At 66.1% G+C, this 19,358-nt stretch carries 18 protein-coding genes and 1 pseudogene; 14 read left to right on the forward strand and 5 right to left on the reverse strand.

The genetic code is table 11. The features are described 5' to 3' along the window. The first annotated feature begins 369 nt into the window (after positions 1–369). The 4 genes and pseudogenes from G0D83_RS02230 (at position 370) to G0D83_RS02240 (ending at position 4,144) form a co-directional block, all read left to right on the forward strand. On the forward strand, positions 370–1,338 hold the full coding sequence (locus G0D83_RS02230; RefSeq protein WP_164189119.1) for a TRAP transporter substrate-binding protein: 969 nt from the start codon (positions 370–372) through the stop codon (positions 1,336–1,338). A gap of 146 nt (positions 1,339–1,484) precedes the next feature. Next, positions 1,485–1,946 (forward strand): annotated as a pseudogene (locus G0D83_RS32030) (TRAP transporter small permease); the annotation flags it as partial. Between the two features lie 138 nt (positions 1,947–2,084). Then, complete coding sequence (locus G0D83_RS02235) at positions 2,085–3,410, forward strand: TRAP transporter large permease (RefSeq protein ID WP_235940376.1); 1,326 nt, start codon at positions 2,085–2,087, stop codon at positions 3,408–3,410. Positions 3,411–3,460: 50 nt separating this feature from the next. After that, entirely contained in the window at positions 3,461–4,144 is a 684-nt protein-coding gene (locus G0D83_RS02240; protein ID WP_164189123.1) for an aspartate/glutamate racemase family protein, read from the forward strand. Here the strand turns inward: G0D83_RS02240 and G0D83_RS02245 are convergent. Beyond that, entirely contained in the window at positions 4,141–4,830 is a 690-nt protein-coding gene (locus tag G0D83_RS02245) for a TetR/AcrR family transcriptional regulator (protein WP_108969145.1), read from the reverse strand. The genes G0D83_RS02240 and G0D83_RS02245 overlap by 4 nt on opposite strands. Positions 4,831–5,005: 175 nt before the next feature. Here G0D83_RS02245 and G0D83_RS02250 point away from each other — a divergent pair, with 175 nt between their 5' ends. The 5 genes from G0D83_RS02250 to G0D83_RS02270 all read left to right on the forward strand — a co-directional run bounded on the left by G0D83_RS02250 (position 5,006) and on the right by G0D83_RS02270 (position 10,705). Continuing rightward, positions 5,006–5,908 carry a shikimate dehydrogenase gene (locus G0D83_RS02250; protein WP_164189124.1) on the forward strand — a complete coding sequence of 301 codons (903 nt, stop codon included), beginning with the start codon at positions 5,006–5,008 and terminating at the stop codon, positions 5,906–5,908. 11 nt (positions 5,909–5,919) lie between these two features. After that, the gene (locus G0D83_RS02255) at positions 5,920–6,930 is read left to right on the forward strand and encodes a DctP family TRAP transporter solute-binding subunit (RefSeq protein ID WP_108969142.1); all 1,011 of its coding nucleotides are present in this window, start codon (positions 5,920–5,922) and stop codon (positions 6,928–6,930) included. Between the two features lie 63 nt (positions 6,931–6,993). Beyond that, on the forward strand, positions 6,994–7,524 hold the full coding sequence (locus G0D83_RS02260) for a TRAP transporter small permease (protein WP_164189126.1): 531 nt from the start codon (positions 6,994–6,996) through the stop codon (positions 7,522–7,524). 3 nt (positions 7,525–7,527) lie between these two features. After that, positions 7,528–8,802 carry a TRAP transporter large permease gene (locus G0D83_RS02265; protein ID WP_108969139.1) on the forward strand — a complete coding sequence of 425 codons (1,275 nt, stop codon included), beginning with the start codon at positions 7,528–7,530 and terminating at the stop codon, positions 8,800–8,802. A 13-nt stretch (positions 8,803–8,815) separates the two neighbouring features. Then, positions 8,816–10,705, forward strand: coding sequence for a bifunctional sugar phosphate isomerase/epimerase/4-hydroxyphenylpyruvate dioxygenase family protein (locus G0D83_RS02270; protein ID WP_164189128.1), 1,890 nt, complete (start codon positions 8,816–8,818; stop codon positions 10,703–10,705). A 70-nt stretch (positions 10,706–10,775) separates the two neighbouring features. On the opposite strand, the gene G0D83_RS02275 is transcribed toward G0D83_RS02270, so the two are convergent. After that, positions 10,776–11,678 (reverse strand): nucleoside hydrolase, encoded by a 903-nt coding sequence (locus tag G0D83_RS02275; RefSeq protein WP_164189130.1) that lies wholly within the window; start codon positions 11,676–11,678, stop codon positions 10,776–10,778. Between the two features lie 843 nt (positions 11,679–12,521). Here G0D83_RS02275 and G0D83_RS02280 point away from each other — a divergent pair. From G0D83_RS02280 to G0D83_RS02295, 4 genes are all read left to right on the forward strand, one after another. Beyond that, complete coding sequence (locus G0D83_RS02280; RefSeq protein WP_164189132.1) at positions 12,522–13,247, forward strand: molybdopterin-binding protein; 726 nt, start codon at positions 12,522–12,524, stop codon at positions 13,245–13,247. A 122-nt stretch (positions 13,248–13,369) separates the two neighbouring features. Beyond that, entirely contained in the window at positions 13,370–14,095 is a 726-nt protein-coding gene (locus G0D83_RS02285) for a GNAT family N-acetyltransferase (protein ID WP_164189134.1), read from the forward strand. Positions 14,096–14,099: 4 nt separating this feature from the next. Then, positions 14,100–14,669, forward strand: coding sequence for a peroxidase-related enzyme (locus tag G0D83_RS02290; protein WP_164189136.1), 570 nt, complete (start codon positions 14,100–14,102; stop codon positions 14,667–14,669). Further along, the gene (locus tag G0D83_RS02295; RefSeq protein WP_164189138.1) at positions 14,641–15,597 is read left to right on the forward strand and encodes an OmpA family protein; all 957 of its coding nucleotides are present in this window, start codon (positions 14,641–14,643) and stop codon (positions 15,595–15,597) included. Before G0D83_RS02290 ends, G0D83_RS02295 begins: the two co-directional genes overlap by 29 nt. Positions 15,598–15,627: 30 nt before the next feature. Here the strand turns inward: G0D83_RS02295 and G0D83_RS02300 are convergent, their stop codons facing one another. After that, positions 15,628–16,533 carry a LysR family transcriptional regulator gene (locus G0D83_RS02300; protein WP_164189140.1) on the reverse strand — a complete coding sequence of 302 codons (906 nt, stop codon included), beginning with the start codon at positions 16,531–16,533 and terminating at the stop codon, positions 15,628–15,630. Between the two features lie 128 nt (positions 16,534–16,661). Here G0D83_RS02300 and G0D83_RS02305 point away from each other — a divergent pair, with 128 nt between their 5' ends. Further along, positions 16,662–17,294 (forward strand): TetR/AcrR family transcriptional regulator, encoded by a 633-nt coding sequence (locus G0D83_RS02305; RefSeq protein WP_164189142.1) that lies wholly within the window; start codon positions 16,662–16,664, stop codon positions 17,292–17,294. A gap of 89 nt (positions 17,295–17,383) precedes the next feature. On the opposite strand, the gene G0D83_RS02310 is transcribed toward G0D83_RS02305, so the two are convergent. Further along, positions 17,384–18,289, reverse strand: a complete 906-nt coding sequence (locus tag G0D83_RS02310; RefSeq protein ID WP_092420218.1) for a LysR family transcriptional regulator — start codon at positions 18,287–18,289, stop codon at positions 17,384–17,386. 378 nt (positions 18,290–18,667) lie between these two features. Further along, the gene (locus G0D83_RS02315; protein WP_164189144.1) at positions 18,668–19,228 is read right to left on the reverse strand and encodes a type 1 glutamine amidotransferase domain-containing protein; all 561 of its coding nucleotides are present in this window, start codon (positions 19,226–19,228) and stop codon (positions 18,668–18,670) included. Positions 19,229–19,358: the final 130 nt, after the last annotated feature.

Genomic DNA, 19,358 nt, shown 5'->3' on the forward strand with positions numbered 1-19,358 from the left:
AACCATCATCGCCCCCAGGCGACAATATACCAGATAAAAATACTCAGTTACTTGTCGCATTTCCGCAACAAGGCGGGATACGTCGGGCTCGGCGCCGCGCGCAGCACCCCGGCTGTGGGCACCCCGGTCGTTTCCCCTCCGGCTGTTTCTCTGGGTGGTCGGCGCGCGGCCCACCCGTCGCCCGGCTGGGTCATGGCGCCTCCGCGGCGCCACCGGCAATTGCCCACCCGCGTGGCACTGACGCGATATCGCCCGTTCCATTGCCGCGAAACTTCTGCAAACGTGATTGCAAAATCTTCCCGTCGAGGCCCACATAGGCCGGATCGGGAGACAGATAACAAAACCCGAACAACCACAGAGAGGTACACTATGAAACTCACCGCAGCCGCAGTCCTGACGCTGACCACCGCGCTCGCTGGCGCCGCCTCGGCCGAGACCTGGGACATGCCGATGGCATACCCCGCCAACAACTATCATACCGAGAACGCGCAGACCTTCGCGGATGCGGTCAAGGAATGTACCGGCGGCGAGCTCGAGATCGTCATCCACGCTGGCGGCTCGCTGTTCAAGGGCGACGAGATCAAGCGCGCCGTGCAGCTCGGTGAAGCGCAGATCGGCGAGCGCCTCCTGTCCGCCCATGCCAACGAGAACGCCGTCTTCGCCTATGACTCGATCCCCTTCCTCGCGACCTCCTTCGAGGCGTCCGAGAAGCTGCGCGCCGCCGCCGAGCCCGTGCTGGCCAAGGTGCTCGAAGAGCAGAACATCGTGCCGCTCTACTCGGTGCCCTGGCCGCCGCAGGGTCTCTATTTCTCCAAGCCTGTCGAGACCCCCGAGGCGATGGAAGGCACCAAGTTCCGCGCCTACAACTCGATCACGGCGCGCGTCGCCGAGCTTGCCGGCATGGTGCCGACGCAAGTCGAGGCCGCGGATCTGAAGCAGGCACTGGCGACCGGCGTCGTCTCGGCGATGATTTCCTCGGGCGCCACCGGCGTGGATGAGAGCGTCTGGGAAGACATGACCAACTTCTACGATGTGAAGGCCTGGCTGCCGCGCAACACCGTCTTCGTCAACAAGGACGCGCTGGACGGGCTGTCTGACGCGGCGCGCACCTGTGTGCTCGACGAGGCGGCGGCCGCGCAGACCCGCGGCGCCGAGAAGGCCTCCGAACTGGCCGGCGGTTTCGTCAAGACACTGGCCGACAACGGCATGGACGTGAACCCGCCGAGCGAGGCGATCACCGCCAAGCTGCAGGAGATCGGCAAGACCATGACCGCCGAATGGCTGGAGAACGCGGGCGAGGATGGCAAGGCCATCGTTGACGCCTACGAGGCCCAGTAAGCACTGGCCCCGCAAGCACGGGCTCGACAGACGCAGGGTGCCCCGGCAAGACCGGGGCGCCGACCCTGCTTCCAGCGAGGCAGGTGCGTCCGCCCTGGGCTGACAAAGCCACGACATCACCTACAAACACGGGAGGCCGCGACGCGATGACTGCTGGCTCTACCTTGCGCCGCCTGACCGACGGGCTCTACACACTCTCCGGCTTCGGGGCGGCTCTGGCGCTGGTCTCGATCCTTTGCCTTGTCGTCGCCCAGATGGTCACCCGCTGGACCGGGGTGCTGTTCCCCGGCGGCGCGAATTACGCCGGCTATGCCATGGCCACGGCGTCCTTTCTCGCGCTGGCCGACACGTTCCGCCGCAACGAGCACATCCGGGTCGGCATGCTCGTCGAGCGCGGCGGCGCCTTGCGCCGGGGCATCGAGATCTGGTGCTACACCGCCGGCGCAGCGGTCGCGCTTTTCTTTGCCTGGTACGCCGTGCAGGCGCCGATCCTGAGCCACAAGATCAACGACATCAGCCAGGGCCAGGATGGCACACCGCTGTGGATCCCACAGATCGCCATGGCCGTGGGCGCAGTGCTGCTGGCCATCGCGGTGATCGACAGCCTGCTTGGGCTGCTCTTCACCGAAAAGATGGGTGTCGATGCCCCGCGCGGTCCGATGCTGCGCGATGCACTGGGATCGACGAAGGTCCGGCTCGCCATGTTCGCGGCATGCGCGCTGGTGCTCTACGCCGCGGTCCACCTGATGACCGGCTTCGACCGTGATGCGGTGGGGCTGAAGATCGGGGTCTTCCTCTTCGTTCTGTTCTTCCTTCTCGGCTCCGGTCTTTGGGTCGGGCTGGCGCTGATGGGCGTGGCTTATATGGGGATGATCGGCTTCACCCCGCGCAACCCCGGCAGCTCGATGAGCATCACCGTCTGGTCCTCGTCCTCGAGCTGGACTCTCACGTCGCTGCCGCTGTTCATCTGGATGGGCGAAATCCTCTATCGCACAAAGCTTTCCGAGGACATGTTCAAGGGACTCGCGCCCTGGCTTTCGCGCTTCCCCGGTGGCCTACTGCATTCAAATGTGGTCGGCTGCACCGTCTTCGCAGCAGTCTCGGGCTCCTCGGCGGCGACGCTGACAACCGTGGGCAAGATGTCGATCCCCGAGCTGCGCAAGCGCGGCTATCCCGAGTTCATGATCATCGGCACGCTCGCCGGGGCGGCCACGCTCGGGCTGATGATCCCGCCCTCGCTGACCCTCATCGTCTATGGCGTGACCGTGCAGCAAAGCATCACCGGGCTCTTCATGGCGGGCGTCATCCCCGGCATCGTGCTCGCAACCATGTTCATGGCCTATATCGCGATCTGGTCCGTGGTCCGCAAAGACCAGACCCCCACGCCCGAGCCGCAGACCACCTTTGCCGAGAAGCTGCGTGCCTCGACCCTGCTGATCCCGGTGATCGTGCTCATCCTCGTGGTCATCGGCTCGATGTATCTCGGCGTCGCCACAGCGACCGAGGCGGCGGCCTTCGGCGTCATCGGGGCGCTGGTGCTGGCGGCGCTGCAGGGCTCGCTGAGCTGGGAGGCCTTCCGCCAGAGCCTGATGGGGGCCACCCGCACCTCCGCGATGATCGCGCTGATCCTGATGGGGGCGAGCTTCCTGACACTGGCCATGGGCTTCACCGGCGTGCCGCGCGCGCTCGCGGGGGTCATCGCCGCGTGGGAGCTGTCGCCGGTGGCGCTGATCGCGGCGCTCACGGTCTTCTACATCATCATCGGCATGTTCCTTGACGGGATCTCGGCGGTGGTGCTGACCATGGCGATCATCGAGCCGATGATCCGCGCCGCGGGGATCGACCTCATCTGGTTCGGCATCTTCATCGTGGTGGTGGTCGAGATGGCGCAGATCACCCCGCCAGTGGGCTTCAACCTCTTCGTGCTGCAAGGGATGACCCGCCACGACATGAGCTACATCGCCCGCACCGCCTTGCCGATGTTCCTGATCATGGTGCTGATGGTGGGCGTGCTGGTTGCCTTCCCCGGCCTCGCCACCTGGCTGCCGGACATGGTACAGGCCAAGCAATGAGACCCGCCGGGAGCGCCTTTCGCGCTCCCGGCCCTTCCCCGAGGCACCACATGTCCCCCTTTGTCGGCATCCTAAGTCTCGACACGCGCTTTCCGCGCATCCTTGGCGACGCGGGCAATCCGGAAAGCTACCACCTGCCCGCCCGCGTCCGCGTCGTGCCCGGCGCGGGCAGCCCCGACATCGTCAAGGACGGCCGCCCCGCGCCCGCTTTGGTCGACGGGTTCCGCAGGGCCGCCGAGGATCTGGTGTCCGAAGGCGCCTGCCTGATCACCTCGACCTGCGGCTTCCTGATCACCGTTCAGCGCGAGATCGGGGCATCCTTGCCCGTGCCGGTGCTGCTGTCGGGCCTTTGCCTCTTGCCGAGCGTGCGGCTGATGGTCGGCGGACGGCCTGTCGGAGTGCTCACCGCCTCGGCTTCGGCGCTTGGCTCGGAGGCGCTCCGCGCCGCCGGGGCCGGCCCCGAGGACGTGCGGATCGGCGGGCTGCAGGACAGCGCACTTTTCGCGGAAACGTTTCTTGCCCCCAAGCACAGCCAGCACGCCTCCTTCGATGCCGCGCGGATGCAGGCCGAGGTCTGCCGCGCCGCCGAAGCGCTCGTCGTCCGCGCGCCCGAGATCGCCGCCATCGTGCTCGAATGCGGCAACCTGCCGCCCTATGCCAAGGCGATCCGGCAGGTCACCGGCCGGCCGGTCTTTTCTATCCTCGACGCCGCGCGGTTGGTGCCCGGGCTCTAGGCCAGCGCGGGATCCGCCGGGCACAGCGCGTCGAGCTGGCTCACGTCCTTCAAAACCGAGGCGAGGATGCCGCGGATCGCGGTGCGTCGCAGCAGAGCCTGCCCCGCCTCGCCAAACAGCTCCGGGCCGAAGTTGGTCGAGAAGGTCGCGCGGTTGGCGACGTTGAAGAAGCTGACGGCGCTGATCTGCCAGTGCAGCGTGACCGGCGAGATGTCCGGGCGGAAGAGCCCCGCCTCGCAGCCCGCCCGACAGATCCGCTCGACCACCCCGATGGCGCGTTCGTTCTTTGCCGCCAGCGCGTGCATCTTCTGCATATGCCGCGCCTCGTGGATGTTCTCGATCATCACCAGGCGGATGAACTCAGGGTTGCGGCGGTGGTGGTCGAAGGTGAATTCCAGCAGCGCCCGCAGCGCCACGTCGGGCCGCAACCCTTCCAGGTCGAGCTCCAACTCCCCCTCGCGCACCTCGGCATAGCAGTCTTCGAGCACCGCCTCGTAGAGCGACTGCTTGTCCTGGAAATAATAGAAGATCATCCGCTTCGACGTCTTCGTGCCCGCCGCGATGTCCTCGATTCGGGTGCCCGAAAGCCCGTTCTTGGCGAATTCGGCCCGCGCGACGCGCAGGATATCCGCCTTGACCGCTTCCGGATTCTGTTTCCACTTCCGGGACTTCTCGCGACTTTCCATGGGCTTTCCCTGCTGCCTCACCGGGGACCATCCTACATTTTTAACCCGTGGGTTCAATTATCTTGACAATTTAACCCGTGAGTTCAATGTTGATGCCAATTAACCCGGGAGTTCAAAGCATCCGGGCCTGGTTGCCGCGAGGCCGCCAACACGACGCAAGGGGGAGAAGACCGCTTTGGACACCGCGCAAACACGGGAAGACTGCCTGCTGGCCGGGCTGATCGGTCAGGGTATCGCGCTGTCGCGCACGCCTCTCATGCAAATGCAGGAGGCACGCGCGCAGGGTCTCTTTGCCACCTACAAGAAGCTCGACATGGACGCGCCCGAGCGGCGCGACATGACGCTGGCGCAGATGGTGCAATCGGCCGAGGCCGCGGGCTTCGATGGCCTCAACATCACCTACCCCTACAAGATCGACGTGATCCCCCTGCTCGACGAGTTGAGCGAGAACGCGCGCGCCGTCGGCGCGGTGAATACCGTTGTCTTCCAGGATGGCAGGCGGATCGGTCACAACACCGACATGTGGGGCTTTGCCGAGAGCTTCCGCCGCGGTCTCGACGGCGCCGATACGGATCACGCGGTGTTGCTGGGGGCCGGTGGCGCAGGCGTCGCCGTCGCACACGCGCTGGCCGATTGCGGCGTGAAGAACCTGTCGATCTTCGACACCGATCCTGCCCGTGCCGAGGGGCTGGCAAGGCTCGTCGCCTCGAACCGTCCGGACACCAAAACGCAGGCAGTCAGCGATCTTGCCGCGCTCTTTGCGCAGGACAAGCCGAACGGTGTGGTCAACGCGACCCCTATGGGCATGGCCAAGCTGCCGGGCATGGCGATCGACGAAGACCTGATAGACGCCGACCTCTGGGTCGCCGACATCGTCTATTTCCCGCTGGAAACCCAGCTCATCGCCACCGCGCGCGCCAAGGGGTGCCGGGTGCTGCCGGGCTCGGGCATGGCGGTCTTCCAGGCGGTGCGCGCCTTTGAACTCTTCACCGGGCGGCCCGCCGATCCGGTTCGCATGAAGGCGACCTTCGACGCCTTCGATCAGCCTGCGCAGGACGCGGGCACACAGAAACGCTAAGGGAGGAACTCATGCGTTCGATCACCAAGACACTGCTCGCCGCCACCGCACTCTGCGGTGGCCTCGTCGCCACTGCCGCCGGGGCGCAGACCCTGCGGGTCGCCCACGTCGACCCCGACGACTGGACCGGCTCGAAGAAAGGCGCCGCGGCGCAGATCTTCAAGAACATCGTCGAGAGTGAATCCGACATGACTGTCGAGATCTTCCCGGCCGGCGCGCTTGGCAACGAGGACGAGCTGGTGGCGCAGGTGCAGGACAACCTGACCCAGGTCGCGCTGATCTCGGGCGCGATGTCCAAGGTCTGCCCGGCAGCCTCCGTGCTCGACATCCCCTACACCTTCTCGTCGGCGACCGTCGCCTGGGACGTGCTCGACGGACCCTTCGGCGACGAGCTGGCGCAGCACTGCCTCGAAGAGACCGGCCTGCGCACCCTCGCCTACGGCGAGACCGGCTTCCGCAACTTCACCAACAACACCCGCGAGATCAAATCGCCTGCGGACATGGAAGGCCTGAAGTTCCGCGTCCAGCCGATCCCGCTCTACGTGGAAATGGTCAAGGGCCTCGGCGGCGAGCCGACCCCCATCGCCTGGACCGAGCTGCCGAACGCGCTCTCTACCGGCGTGGTCGATGGCCAGGAGAACCCGGTCGGGGTGATCTACAACAACGGTCTGCACAAGCTGCAGAAGTACATGACGCTCGACGGCCACGTCTACGCGGCGGACTTCATCGTGATCTCGGACGAGTTTTATGACATGCTCGAGCCGGCGCAGCAGGAAGTTGTTCGCAAGGCAGCACGCGTTGCCGGCACCATGGGCCGCGCGATCCAGCAGTGGAACACCGCCGAAGGCGTCGGCAAGGCACAGGCCGAGGGCATGCAGGTCTATGCACCGACCTCGGACGAGATCGCAGCCTTCGCCGAAAAGGCACAGCCCGCGGTGATCGAATACCTGCGCGGCGAGCTTGGTGACGACGCCGAGTGGATCGATCGCCTGCAGTCGGCTGTCGCAGACGCGACCCAGTAACACCGCATGACATCCGGCCGGGCCCGCCCTGCGCGGCCCGGTCTTTCCCATGGAGGAGCCAAGATGGATCGTCTCATCCGCGGCGCGAGGTGGGTCTTCGCCTTCGGCGCAGGTCTCAGCATGGCGCTGGTCTTCATCATCATCTTCGTCAACTCGTTGCGGCGCTACGCCGTGGGGCGTTCCGTCCCCTGGGGCGAGGAGCTGCCGATCTACCTGACGATCTACGGGGTGATGTTCGGCCTGGCGCTGGCCTATCTTGGCGACAACCACATCCGCTTCACCGTGGTCTCGGACATGCTGCCCAAACGCCTACGTCACTGGTTCTTCGTGGCCGCTGACGCCGTCGGCGTCGCCACCGGCATCGCGCTCGCCTACGCCGGGCACGTCTTTGCCCTGCGCCGCGGCGATGTCGCCTCCTCCGGTCTCAAGAGCACCGCCGACGCGCTGGCGCAGGGCACCGGCATCGAGGCGCTCACGTGGCTCGGCAAGGTGGGCCCCTATCAATACGCCATCGCCTTCGGCGGCGCGCTCCTCGCCATCGCGGCGGCACTGAAGCTCATGCAGCGGCTCTCCGGCCGCGACGCAGAGGTCTGATCCATGGTCTACGTCATCCTCATCGGCGGCCTGCTGGCCGGAGCCCCCATCGCGGTGGCCATCCTCGCGGCGCTGCTCTTCTTCATGGGCATGGGCGAAGCGCCTTACACGTTGCGCATCGTGCCGACCGAGATCTTCAAAGGTCTCAACTCCTTCCCGCTGCTGGCAATCCCGCTCTTCGTGCTGGCGGGCGAGCTGATGAACGAAAGCGGCATCACCGGCCGGATCATCGCCTTTGCCAACGTGCTGGTGGGCCGCATGCGCGCCGGCCTCGCGCTGGTCAATATCTGGGCCTCGGTGATCTTCGCGGGCCTGTCGGGTTCGGCCGTGGCCGACACTTCGGCGATCGGCCGCGTGTTCATCCCGGAGATGGAAAAGCACGGCTATGACCGCGCCTTCGCCGCGGCGCTGACTGCCGCCTCTTCGGTCATTGGCCCGATCATCCCGCCGTCGATCCCGGTCATCATCTACGCGCTGATCGTTTCGGGCGTATCGGTACCGGCGCTCTTCCTCGCAGGCGTGATCCCCGGCATCCTGCTGGCGGTGTTCCTCTCGGCCTACGTCATGATGACCGTCAAGGTCGACGCCGGCCACGAGGCCGGCGATCTCGGCGGCCCCTCGAACGCTCAGGCGCTGCTGCAGGGCATTCTGCCGCTGCTGATGCCGGTGCTGGTGGTGGGCTCGATCCTGCTGGGCATCGTCACCCCGACCGAGGCTGCGAGCTTCGCCGTCGGCTACGCGCTCATCCTCGGGCTCTTCGTCTACCGCAACATCCGTCTCTCGGCGCTACCGCGGATCTTCTCGGGTGCCATGCGCGACAGCGCGGTGATCCTGATCATCATCGCGGCGGTTTCGGCGGCGAACTGGCTGCTGACCTACAACCGCGTTCCAAACATGCTGACCGACTGGGTCCTGGGGAACGTCGACAGCAAGACCACCTTCCTGCTGGCGGTGATCGTGCTCTTCCTCTTCGTGGGCCTGTTCCTCGAGGGCATCGCGGCGATGCTGGTGCTGGTGCCGATCCTGCACCCGATCGCCGTGTCGATGGGCGTCGATCCCACACATTTCGGCATTCTGGTCATCTTCAACCTGATGATCGGCCTGATCACCCCGCCGCTGGGCCTGTGTCTCTTCGTCGCCGAAGGGGTGGCGAACGTCGGCATGGCCAAGCTCATCCGGGCGATCATGCCGTTCTTCCTTGTTGAAGTGCTCGTGCTCATCATCCTGACCTTCGTGCCCCAGACCGTGATATGGCTGCCGCGCGTGCTCGGCTACTGAGGAGGCCCCCGCCATGAAAACCGCGATCGCCACCGTCTCGATCTCGGGCACCCTGCCCGAGAAGCTCGAGGCCATCGCCGCCGCAGGCTTCGATGGTGTCGAGATATTCGAGCAGGATTTCATCGCCCATGATGGTGGCGCGCGGGACGTGGGGCGGATGATCCGCGACCACGGGCTCGAGATCCCGCTGTTCCAGCCCTTCCGAGATTTCGAATGCCTGCCCGAGCCGCTGCGCTCCAAGGCCTTTGACCGCGCCAAGCGCAAGTTCGACGTGATGCAGGAGCTTGGCACTGACCTGATCCTGATATGCTCGTCGGTGCACCCGCGCTCGCTGGGCGGCATCAAGCGGGCCGCGGGCGACCTCGCCGAACTGGGCGAGATCGCCCGCGAGCGCGGCATCCGTCTTGGCTACGAGGCGCTGGCCTGGGGCCGTCACATCAACGACCACCGCGACGCCTGGGAGATCGTGCGCCAGGCCGATCACCCCAATGTCGGGATCATCCTCGACAGCTTCCACACACTCGGCCGCAAGCTGGATCCGGAGTCGATCCGCGCGATCCCTGGCGAGAAGATCTTCTTCGTGCAGCTCGCCGACGCGCCCGCGATCGACATGGACCTGCTCTACTGGTCGCGCCACTTCCGCAATATGCCCGGCGAGGGTGATCTCGAGGTGCAGCGCTTCATGCAGGCTGTCATGGCGGCGGGCTACACCGGGCCGATCAGCCTCGAGATCTTCAACGACCAGTTCCGCGGCAGCAATGCCCGCGCCACGGCGCAGGACGGCTACCGCTCGCTGATCGCGCTGATGGACGACGTGCGCCGCGCCGAACCCGAGACGCGCATCGACCTGCCCGCCATCCCGCCGCGCGTCCGCGCAGAGGATGTCAGCTTTGTCGAATTCGCCGCCCGCGACGGCGAGGTCGAGACGCTGACCGCCATGCTGCGCACCCTCGGCTTCCGCAACGCCGCCAAGCACCGCAACAAGGCGATCACGCTCTGGCAGCAGGGCGACGTGCGCATCGTGGTGAACTCCGAGACCGAGGGGCACGCCGCGCACGTCTGGAATACCCGCGGCCTGTCGGTGTGCGACATCGGCCTGCAGGTCTCCTCTGCGCAAGACACCGTGACCCGCGCCAATGCGCTTGGCTCGCCGACCTTCTCGCAGCCCACCGGGCCGGGCGAACTGGCAATCCCGGCGATCCGCGGGCTCGGCGGCTCGGTTCTGCATTTCATCGACCGCACCAGCGGGCTCGACGAAGTCTGGGACGTAGAGTTCGACGCATTGCCGACCGAGCCGCACGCCGGTGCCGGGATCACCCATGTCGACCACCTCGCGCAGACCATGTCCTATGAGGACATGCTGAGCTGGACGCTGTTCTACAGCACGCTCTTTGACATGAAGAAATCGCCCATGGTCGACGTGATCGATCCCGACGGGCTGGTGCGCAGCCAGGTGGTTGAAAGCGCCGCGGGCCGCTTGAAGATCACCCTCAACGGCGCCGAGACGCATCGCACGCTGGCGGGCCGCTTTCTCGCCTCGACCTTCGGCGCCTCGGTCCAACACATCGCGCTGTCGACCGAGGATATCTTCGACACCGTGGCGCGGATGGGGGAGCTCGGCTTCGAGCCACTGCCGATCCCGGGCAACTACTACGATGACCTGGCCGCGCGTTTCGACATGCCCGAGGGGCTGCTCGAGAAGCTGCGGGCCGGAAACATCCTCTACGACCGCGAGGGCGAGGCGGAGTTCTTCCAGGTCTACAGCCGTGCCTTCGCCGGCGGCATGTTCTTCGAGATCATCCAGCGCGGCCCGGGCTACAAGGGCTTCGGAGGGCCGAACGCGCCCTTCCGCATTGCCGCGCAAAAGCGCCTCGGGCCGCCCAAGGGCATTCCCCAGTCCTGAGCCGGCCAGTGGCGCTCAAATGAAAACCGCCGGACCAGCGATGGTCCGGCGGTTCTGCTTTGCGGAAGGTTCAGCCCCCAAAACTCGCTATGAAGCGCCGCTTGATGTCGGCGCCGTCGCAATTCAGCGCAACGCCAATCTCGGGACGCCCGCTCGCACGGCGGGTGCGGCCAATCTCCGGCCCTTCCAGCACCACGTCCACCGCCGTGTGCTCCAATCCCACCAGCCCGGGCATGACGCAGGCCATCACGGCGAGCGGATCGTGTAGACCGCAGCCCTCTGCGCCGACAGTGCGGTAGAACTCGAGGTAGAAATGGCTCATTTCACGCAGGAAGGCGCCATGCTCGGGGTCGCGCCGCTCGAGTTCCTCGAAGTCCTCTGCGGTGAGCAGCACCTCCATCGTCACGTCGAGCCCGATCATGCGAATCTCTGCCCCGCTTTGTAGCACGATGTCGAGCGCATGCGGGTCATGGTAGGTGTTGGCCTCGGCGTAGGGCGTGATATTGCCGCGCGCGTCGAGCGCGCCGCCCATGAACACGATTTCGCGCAGGTTCCGAGCGAACTCGGGATCGAGCGCGATGGCGTCGGCGACATTGGTGATCGGGCCGATCGGACAGAGCACCAGCTCGCCCTTGTGCGCGCGCGCCATGCGCACGAGGAACTCGGCGGCGCTCTCGTCGATCTTGGTGCCCTTGGGGGCCATCTCGGGCAGGTGGCCGAACCCCTCGGGGCCGTGCACATGATGGCTTGGGGTGAAGGGCGGCAGCTGCATCGGCTTGGCCGCGCCCTCCGCCACGGGGATGTCGAGCCCTGCGCGCTCGACCAGGTAGAGCGCGTTGCGGGTCGCCTGTTGCACGGTGACATTGCCGAACACGGTGGTCAGCCCCAGCAGCTCGATCTGTGGGTGCGCGGCGGCGTAGAGGATGGCCAGCGCGTCGTCGACTCCGGGGTCGGTATCGATGATGAGTTTCATGTCTGCCTCGGTCTCGAACGGCCGAGACTGTGCCTCGGCGGGATATCGGAAAGGCTTACCCTTCCGCGCCGGACAAGGAAACCGCCGAGATGCGGAGAATCGCAGAGGTCCCAGTGCGCGGTGCCAAGAAGCGGATCAAAGCTTGGGGGAGCGGGAAGTGCGGCGATCCCAGGGAGGAGGAGGGGGATCGCCGCCAATTTCCGGAACTCAGGGAGGAGGAGAGAGTTCCAGGAAACCCGTTGACGCATCGCTGCGTCGTGAAATGAAACTAGCCATTCTCACGGCTGCGAACAATGTACAGGATTGCAGACCCGCTCTGAACTGAGCGCATGGCACGCATCTCGGGCGGATCGCGGAGGTGCGATCCCTGGCAAAGCGCTTGGTGGCCGCTGGCGCGCCGTGCCCCCGACTCTGCTCGCCGTGACGGTCTCCTCGCCGCTCCGGGACCGGGCGCAATTGCCCATGAAATGAGCAATTGTTCTCTCGGCCTTGCGAGCGGGGTGCCGGATCCGCGATTTTGCGAGGAAGCGGCTTGCGTCGCCTGGCTGCATATCCTGTAAGAAAAGTATCCGGCCGCCCCAACACCTCCGAAGGGGCGACCGGATCGCTGAAGATGGCCACTCCTCCCAAAGCGCCATCTTCCTGGTCGGCCTGCCGGACATCGTATCCGGTTGGCCGACCCAAATTCCGTTGCCCACAACACATGAAGATTCTGTAACTGTCCAGCGGATTTTTGCGCAGGCATCTTGAACCTTGCGTAAAAGCAAACGGTTCCGGGGGGTTTGAAAGCGCCGGGCCGAGGCCTATACCAAGGGCGACAGACGCCACTAGGAGTGCAGGACCATGGCCAATCCCACCGCCGCAATGCTGGTCATCGGAGACGAAATCCTCTCGGGCCGGACCCGCGATTCCAACATGCACTACCTTGCGCAGGCTCTCACCAAGCAGGGCATCAATCTTTGCGAGGCGCGCATGGTCTCGGACGACAAGCAGGCCATCGTCGGCGCGGTGCAGGCGCTCAGCGCCAGCTTCGACCACGTCTTCACCTCGGGTGGCATCGGCCCGACTCACGACGACATCACCGCCGATGCGGTCGCCGCGGCCTTTGGCGCCGCGATCGGAGTGCGGCAGGATGCCTACGAGCTGCTCGCGGCGCACTATCGGCGCCAGGGCTCCGAGTTCAACGAGGCCCGCCAACGCATGGCGCGTATTCCCGAAGGCGCGACGCTGATCGACAACCCGGTCTCCATCGCGCCCGGTTTCACGCTTGGCAATGTGCATGTGATGGCCGGGGTGCCCGCGGTCTTCGAGGCGATGGTGGCGAGCGTGCTGCCGACGCTGACCGGCGGCGCGCCGCTGCTGTCACAATCGCTGCGCATCCAGCGTGGCGAGGGCGAGATCGCCGGCCCGCTCTCGGCGCTGGCCGCCGAGTTCTCTGACCTCTCGATCGGCTCCTACCCGTTCCAGAAGGACGGCGTCTACGGTGCCAACATCGTCATCCGCGGCGCCGAGGGCGCCCGGGTTGATGCGGCAATGACACGTCTCGCCGCGCTCTTTCCCCAGAGCTGAGCCCCCGCCCCGCCGCGGCGATTGCCCTCGGGCACCGCTGCCGCCATAGATAGGGACAAAGACCGTAACCCGTTCCGGCCCGCGCGCGCCCTGCCCGCGCCGCGGCCCGGCAGAGTGCAAGAATGACGCCAGACCTTCCCCGCCTTTACGCCACGCTCGACACCACCTGGCCCGCCGCTTCGACGGTGGCCGCCGGCCCCTGGCTGCTGCGCGAGGGCGGCGGCGGCGGCAAGCGAGTCTCTTGCATCACCGCCGAGGACGGCTGGAGCCCGGACGACCTGCAGGCCGCCGAACAGGCGCAGCGGATGATGCGGCAGGAGCCTCTCTTCATGATCCGCGCCGGCGAGACGGCGCTCGACGTGGCGCTCGAGTCGCGCGGCTACGGTATCATCGACCCGGTCAACCTCTGGGTCTGCAAGATCGGCCTGCTGACCGAGAAACCGCCGCACCGGATGAGTGCCTTTGCGCTCTGGGAGCCGCTCGCGGTGATGCGCGAGATCTGGGCCGCGGGCGGTATCGGCCCGGCCCGCGTCGGCGTGATGGAGCGCGCCAGGGGCCCGAAGACCGCGCTCTTCGGTCGGGTCTCGGACAAGCCGGCGGGCGCGGGCTACTGCGCGATCCACGACGGCATCGCCATGGTCCACGCGCTCGAGGTGCTCGAGGCCCACCGCGGCAAGGGCGTCGGCACGGCCATGATGAGGCGCGCGGCGGTCTGGGCCGAGAGCAAGGGCGCACGCTACATGTCGCTGGCCTGCCTCACGGATAACGCCGCGGCCAACGGGCTCTATGCTTCCCTCGGGATGGAGCTTGTGGGACAGTACCACTACCGCATCAAGCCTGGAACCTGAACGCATGACCAAGGACCTGCCCACCGCCCTCGACCTGCCGATGGTTGACCCGCTCCCGGAGCGGACGCAGAAATACTTCGATGTCTGCGAGGAGAAGCTGGGCATGGTGCCGAACGTGCTCAGGGCGCATGCCTTCGACATCGCCAAGCTCGATGCCTTTACCGGGATCTACAACGAGCTGATGCTGGCGGATTCGGGGCTGAGCAAGCTCGAGCGCGAGATGATTGCCGTGGTGGTCTCCTCGATCAACCGCTGCTTCTACTGTTTGACCGCCCATGGCGCCGCGGTGCGCGCGCTCTCGGGCGATCCGAAGCTCGGCGAACTGCTGGTGATGAACTGGCGCGCGGCTGATCTGAACCACCGTCACCGGGCGATGCTGCACTTCGCCGAGAAGATGACCAAGAGCAGCGCCGAGATCGCCGAATACGACCGCGAAGCGCTGCGCGACGCGGGCTTTTCCGAGCGCGACATCTGGGACATCGTCAACGTGGCGGCGTTCTTCAACATGACCAACCGGGTGGCCAGCGCCACAGACATGCGGCCGAATGACGACTACCACGCGCAGGCGCGCTGAGCGCCTTCTTCCTGGGCTGGTGCTGGCCGTCCTTGCCGCCCTTCCGGCGCAAGCCTTCGAACTCTCCCTGCCCGGCTCGGCCAAGCTCGCCGAGGAACGGATCACCGATCCCGGCAGCTACGCCGTCCCCTTGGCCCCTTGGACCGAGATGGAGGGGCTGCTCACCGAAACCGTCGAGGGCCGCATCCAGCGGCAGGCCTGGCGGATCGAGACCACCGGGCTCACCGTGCTGCAGATCATGGCACCGCTCCGCGCGCAGCTCGAGGACGCCGGATGGGAGATCCTGCTCGATTGCGCCGCGCGCGCCTGCGGCGGCTTCGACTTCCGCTTCGCCACCGAGGTGATGCGCGGCCCGGCGATGTACGTCGATCTCAGCAGCTACCGCGCCCTCTCGGCACGCAGCCCCGAGGGCGAATTTCTGACCCTTCTGGTCAGCCGCAGCCCCGCCGTGGGCTTCGTGCAGGTGATCCGGGCCAGCGCCGCCGCGCCCGGGGCCGTTCCCGCGCCGGAGGAGACCGCAGAGGCAGAGCCGGTGATCGCCAGCAGCACGCCGGACCTCATCCAGACGCTCGAGGCGCGGGGCCATGCAGTGCTGGGGGATCTCACCTTTGCCAGCGGCGCAGACGAGCTGGAGCCGGGCGACATCGCCTCGCTCGACGCGCTGGCGGACTATCTTGCCGCCGATCCCGCGCGGCGGGTGCTCTTCGTGGGACACACCGATGCCACCGGCTCGGTCGCCGCCAATGTCGAGATCTCGCGTCGCCGCGCGCGGGCCGCGCGCAGCTACCTGCAGGCCAAGGGTGTGCCCGAGAGCCAGATGGAGGCGGATGGCGCGGGCTATCTCGCGCCGGTTGCGAGCAACCTCAGCGACGCGGGCCGCGAGCAGAACCGCCGCGTCGAGGTCGTGCTGCTGCCCGCCGTGGAGTGAGCGCCGCACGCGTTGCGGCGCAGCCCTCGATCAGGGGGCCAGATCGCCGGCGCGTCCGGCCAGCGGCGCGCCCTGCTCGCGCAGCGCGCTGTCGAGATAGGACTGGAATTGCATCGCCAGTTCGCGCGCCGGACCACCGCTCTCGGTGCGCGACAGGATCACCCGGTGCGCGGAATCGTAGTCGGGCAGAACCCGCGTCAGACGCCCGACGCTGAGGTCCCGCGCCACAACGAAATCGGGCAGGCAGGCGATCCCGAGTCCCGCAAGGCAGGCCTCGAGCACGGAGCGCGTGTCGGCCATCTCGATCCGCCGCTCGGCGGTGACCGGGGTGACCGCACCGCGGCGATCGGTCAGCGTCCAGATCACGCCCTCCTGCTCGGACGGCAGGTGCAGCAGCCGGTGGTTTGCCAGATCGCTGGCGCTCTCCGGGCGGCCATGGCTGGCAAGGTAGAGCGAGGAGGCGACGACCACATGGGTGCTGACCGCGAGCGGCCGGCCGTCCATCGCCTCGCCGGTCTCGGCGCTCAGCGTCAGATCGCAGCCCTCGGAGCCCCCCGTCTCGAAAACCACCGAGCTGTCGGGGTGCGACGAGAGGAACCGGCCAAGCCGCGGCAGGATCATGTGCTCGACCAGCTCGGCGGGCGCCGCGACGCGCAGCGCGGCGACCTGCGGTTCGGCCAGCGCGCGGGCACAGGTGTCAGCCCAGTCGGCCTCGGCAAGCAGTTGGCGGGTCCAGCGGTAGTAGTGGTTGCCCTCGGTAGTCGGACGCACCTGACGCGTGGTGCGTTCGAAGAGCTTGAGCCCAAGCCGACGCTCGAGCGCCGCGACGTTCTTGGAAACCGCCGCCTTGGACATGCCAAGCGCTTCCGCCGCTGCTGTGAAGCCGCCGTGGTCCATCACATGTGTGAAGGCGCGCAGCTCAGCAAACTTGTCCATTCAAGTCTCTCCAGATACCTAGGGTACTCGTCACCCGCCCGCGGCTTATGTCTCGCGGGCGACAGATTTTCAACATTGTTAGTAACAATGTCATAGACTTTCCTGTTTCGTGCCGTAATCTCAAGCAGATGGACAGCCCAGCGAGCCGCCGACGAAGCCGTGACGAGAAGAGCGCCGCAACCCGTGCGCGCCTGACCGCAGCTGCCCGCACTCTCTTCGATGAGCACGGCTACCACAACGTTTCGGTCACGCAAATCGCCCGGATGGCCGGCGTCACCCATGCGATGATCAACGTCTACTTCCATTCCAAGGCCGGCCTGCTCTACGCCCTCATCCGGGAAAACAATGCTTCCCAGATAGATAGGCTGTGCGGCTCGGTGCCCTTGCACGCCAGCTTCGAGGAAAAGCTGCGCCACATCGTGACCGTTTACGTGGAGGGAGACCTCGAGGATCCGCGGCTTCTCGCTGTGATGCAGGCCTACTTTTGGCAATGGCCTGCCGACACCGAGATCGAAAACCGCCTGCAATTGAGGCAGGCGCTCGCTCCGATCCTCCAGGCGCTGCGGGACTCGCCACAATTCACCCATAGAAGCGGGGAGGAACTCGAGGATGCGCTCGACTCCTTCTATGCGATCTACACCCATGGGCTGCGTGCGGCGATCTACGACGGTGCCAGCCCTGGCCAATGCGTCGAGACGATTCTGCGCCGCGGCAAAATCCTGTTTGACGGGCTCGCCCTGCCGGCGGGCGCGGGGAGCTGAGACCCCTGTCCCCGCGGACAAAAGAACGCCCCGGTGACGAACCGGGGCGCAGGTGGGCCGTGAACGATCGCAGCCCGAGGAAAACAAGGTCACCAGTCGTGCGGGCCCTTCTCTGCGAAGGCATGCACGAGGAAATCGATGAAGGCGCGAACCTTCGGCTGGGTAAAGCGGCCCGGCGGGTAGACGGCATAGATGCCCTGCGTCTCGACCGGAAGATCGGGGATCGCGTCCTCGACCAGCCCCTGCTTCATGGCATCCGCGTAGAGGTAGGACGGCAGGTAGGCGATGCCGAGCCCGGCGATGCAGGCATTGAGCAGCGATTGCCCGTCGTTCACAGACAGCCAGCCCGCGGTGCGCACCTGCCGCTTCTCGCCCGAAGGCGCGGTCACCTTCCAGACGTTGCCCGAGGACTGGTTGGAATAGTGCAGCAGCTTGTGTTCGTTCAGATCGTCGATCCGCTGCGGGCGTCCGAACCGCTGGAAGTAATTCGGCGAGGCGATCATCCGCTTGGTGGTGTCGGTCAGCTTGCGGGCGCGCAGCGTGCTGTCCTCCAGCTCGCCGATCCGCACCGCCATGTCGAAGCCTTCAGAGATCAGCTCGACGTAGCGATTGTTGAGCACCATGTTGACGGTGATGTCGGGAAACTCGGCAAGGAATTCTCCCAGCACCGGGCTCAGGTGGTTCACTCCGAAATCCGTGGCGACGGAGATGCGCAGCAGCCCCGAGGGTGCCGATTGCATCGAGGTGACCAGCGCGTCAGCCTCGCCGGCATCATTCAGCACGCGGCGGGCACGGTCGTAATACGCAAGGCCAATCTCGGTGGGGGAGACGCGCCGCGTGGTGCGGTTCAGCAACCGTGCGCCGAGCCGCGCTTCCAGCGAGGAGACATGTTTCGATACGGCCGATTTCGAGATTCCCATCTTCTTCGCCGCGTCGGTGAAACCACCCTGGTCCACCACCGTGGCGAAGGCTTCCATTTCGGTCAGCCGATCCATACCCGTCACCTCGTAAACGTTCTTCACAAACTGGTATTGCCCCGGATTGGGGCAGGACTTGGACAGAGCGGGGACAATATCGGGGTTTTACTGCGCACTGTACGTGCCCTCGAAACCGGGAGGTAAAATCTGCCGCAGGAGCGTTTCCGCTTGTTGAACGACCCTATCCAACGCCCCCACCCGTCTCTTGCGCCCGCGTTGATGCGCCACAAGCGCACTCTCGCGCGTGAGCCGCGAGCGAGGCGCCTCGGGTGTGGCATGGCTCGACCGCCAGGGGACGCCGACAGGGCTCTGCGTCTTCGAGGGCTCGGCTTGATACGTCAAAAAGCCGCGCCGGTTGCCCGGCGCGGCCAGTCTTCGCAAGGCCACCACGGAAGGTTATGCGGCCGTACGGTTGTGCTGACCTTCCTCGATTTCCTCGACGATCTTGGCCACGAAATCCTTGAGGTCGTCCGGCTTGCGGCTGGTGACGATGCCCTTGTCACAGGCCACGGGCTCGTCCACCCAGGTGCCGCCTGCGTTGATGACGTCGGTCTTGATCGAGTGGTACGAGGTCACCTCGCGGCCCTTGACGATACCCGCCTCGACCAGCACCCAGGGTCCGTGGCATACGGCGGCGATCACCTTGCCTTCATTGTGGAAATCCTTCACCAAGTTGATCACCGCGGGCTCGACCCGCAGCAGATCGGGGTTGATCTGTCCGCCCGGGATCACCAGCGCATCGTAGTCATGCGAGTTGATCTCCGAGACCTTGGCATCCGCCTCGGCCTCGCGGCCCCAATCAGAGCCCTCCCAGCCCTTGATCGCCTTGCCATCCAGCGTGGCGACATGGACCTCCGCGCCCTTCACGCGCAGCTGGTCGCGGGGAAACTCCAGTTCGGACTGTTCGAAACCGTTGGTGGCAATGATCAGGATCTTGGCTTTGTCGATGGCAGTCATGGCGTGCCTCCTTGCATCTGTCTTCATTCCGGCGCCGCAATCGGCGCGTCTGGATATGCAACGGCAAGGTCCCGACGCGTGTTCCATCGGATACAGACACAGCTTCTTGACTCGCAGGCGGGAACCCGCG

Origin of the sequence: Salipiger sp. PrR003 (assembly GCF_010500785.1) — a bacterium.
Taxonomy (GTDB): domain Bacteria; phylum Pseudomonadota; class Alphaproteobacteria; order Rhodobacterales; family Rhodobacteraceae; genus Salipiger; species Salipiger pacificus_A.

What these genes read in the sequence shown, in the direction of transcription:
- G0D83_RS02295 (WP_164189138.1), top strand. Translation starts at nt 14,641, where the DNA reads ATGACGACTACCACGCGCAGGCGCGCTGAGCGCCTTCTTCCTGGGCTG.
- G0D83_RS02265 (WP_108969139.1), top strand. Translation starts at nt 7,528, where the DNA reads ATGGTCTACGTCATCCTCATCGGCGGCCTGCTGGCCGGAGCCCCCATC.
- G0D83_RS02305 (WP_164189142.1), top strand. Translation starts at nt 16,662, where the DNA reads ATGGACAGCCCAGCGAGCCGCCGACGAAGCCGTGACGAGAAGAGCGCC.
- G0D83_RS02270 (WP_164189128.1), top strand. Translation starts at nt 8,816, where the DNA reads ATGAAAACCGCGATCGCCACCGTCTCGATCTCGGGCACCCTGCCCGAG.
- G0D83_RS02260 (WP_164189126.1), top strand. Translation starts at nt 6,994, where the DNA reads ATGGATCGTCTCATCCGCGGCGCGAGGTGGGTCTTCGCCTTCGGCGCA.
- G0D83_RS02315 (WP_164189144.1), bottom strand. Translation starts at nt 19,228, where the DNA reads ATGACTGCCATCGACAAAGCCAAGATCCTGATCATTGCCACCAACGGT.
- G0D83_RS02290 (WP_164189136.1), top strand. Translation starts at nt 14,100, where the DNA reads ATGACCAAGGACCTGCCCACCGCCCTCGACCTGCCGATGGTTGACCCG.
- G0D83_RS02280 (WP_164189132.1), top strand. Translation starts at nt 12,522, where the DNA reads ATGGCCAATCCCACCGCCGCAATGCTGGTCATCGGAGACGAAATCCTC.
- G0D83_RS02245 (WP_108969145.1), bottom strand. Translation starts at nt 4,830, where the DNA reads ATGGAAAGTCGCGAGAAGTCCCGGAAGTGGAAACAGAATCCGGAAGCG.
- G0D83_RS02285 (WP_164189134.1), top strand. Translation starts at nt 13,370, where the DNA reads ATGACGCCAGACCTTCCCCGCCTTTACGCCACGCTCGACACCACCTGG.
- G0D83_RS02300 (WP_164189140.1), bottom strand. Translation starts at nt 16,533, where the DNA reads ATGGACAAGTTTGCTGAGCTGCGCGCCTTCACACATGTGATGGACCAC.
- G0D83_RS02230 (WP_164189119.1), top strand. Translation starts at nt 370, where the DNA reads ATGAAACTCACCGCAGCCGCAGTCCTGACGCTGACCACCGCGCTCGCT.
- G0D83_RS02235 (WP_235940376.1), top strand. Translation starts at nt 2,085, where the DNA reads ATGACCGGCTTCGACCGTGATGCGGTGGGGCTGAAGATCGGGGTCTTC.
- G0D83_RS02310 (WP_092420218.1), bottom strand. Translation starts at nt 18,289, where the DNA reads ATGGATCGGCTGACCGAAATGGAAGCCTTCGCCACGGTGGTGGACCAG.
- G0D83_RS02240 (WP_164189123.1), top strand. Translation starts at nt 3,461, where the DNA reads ATGTCCCCCTTTGTCGGCATCCTAAGTCTCGACACGCGCTTTCCGCGC.
- G0D83_RS02255 (WP_108969142.1), top strand. Translation starts at nt 5,920, where the DNA reads ATGCGTTCGATCACCAAGACACTGCTCGCCGCCACCGCACTCTGCGGT.
- G0D83_RS02275 (WP_164189130.1), bottom strand. Translation starts at nt 11,678, where the DNA reads ATGAAACTCATCATCGATACCGACCCCGGAGTCGACGACGCGCTGGCC.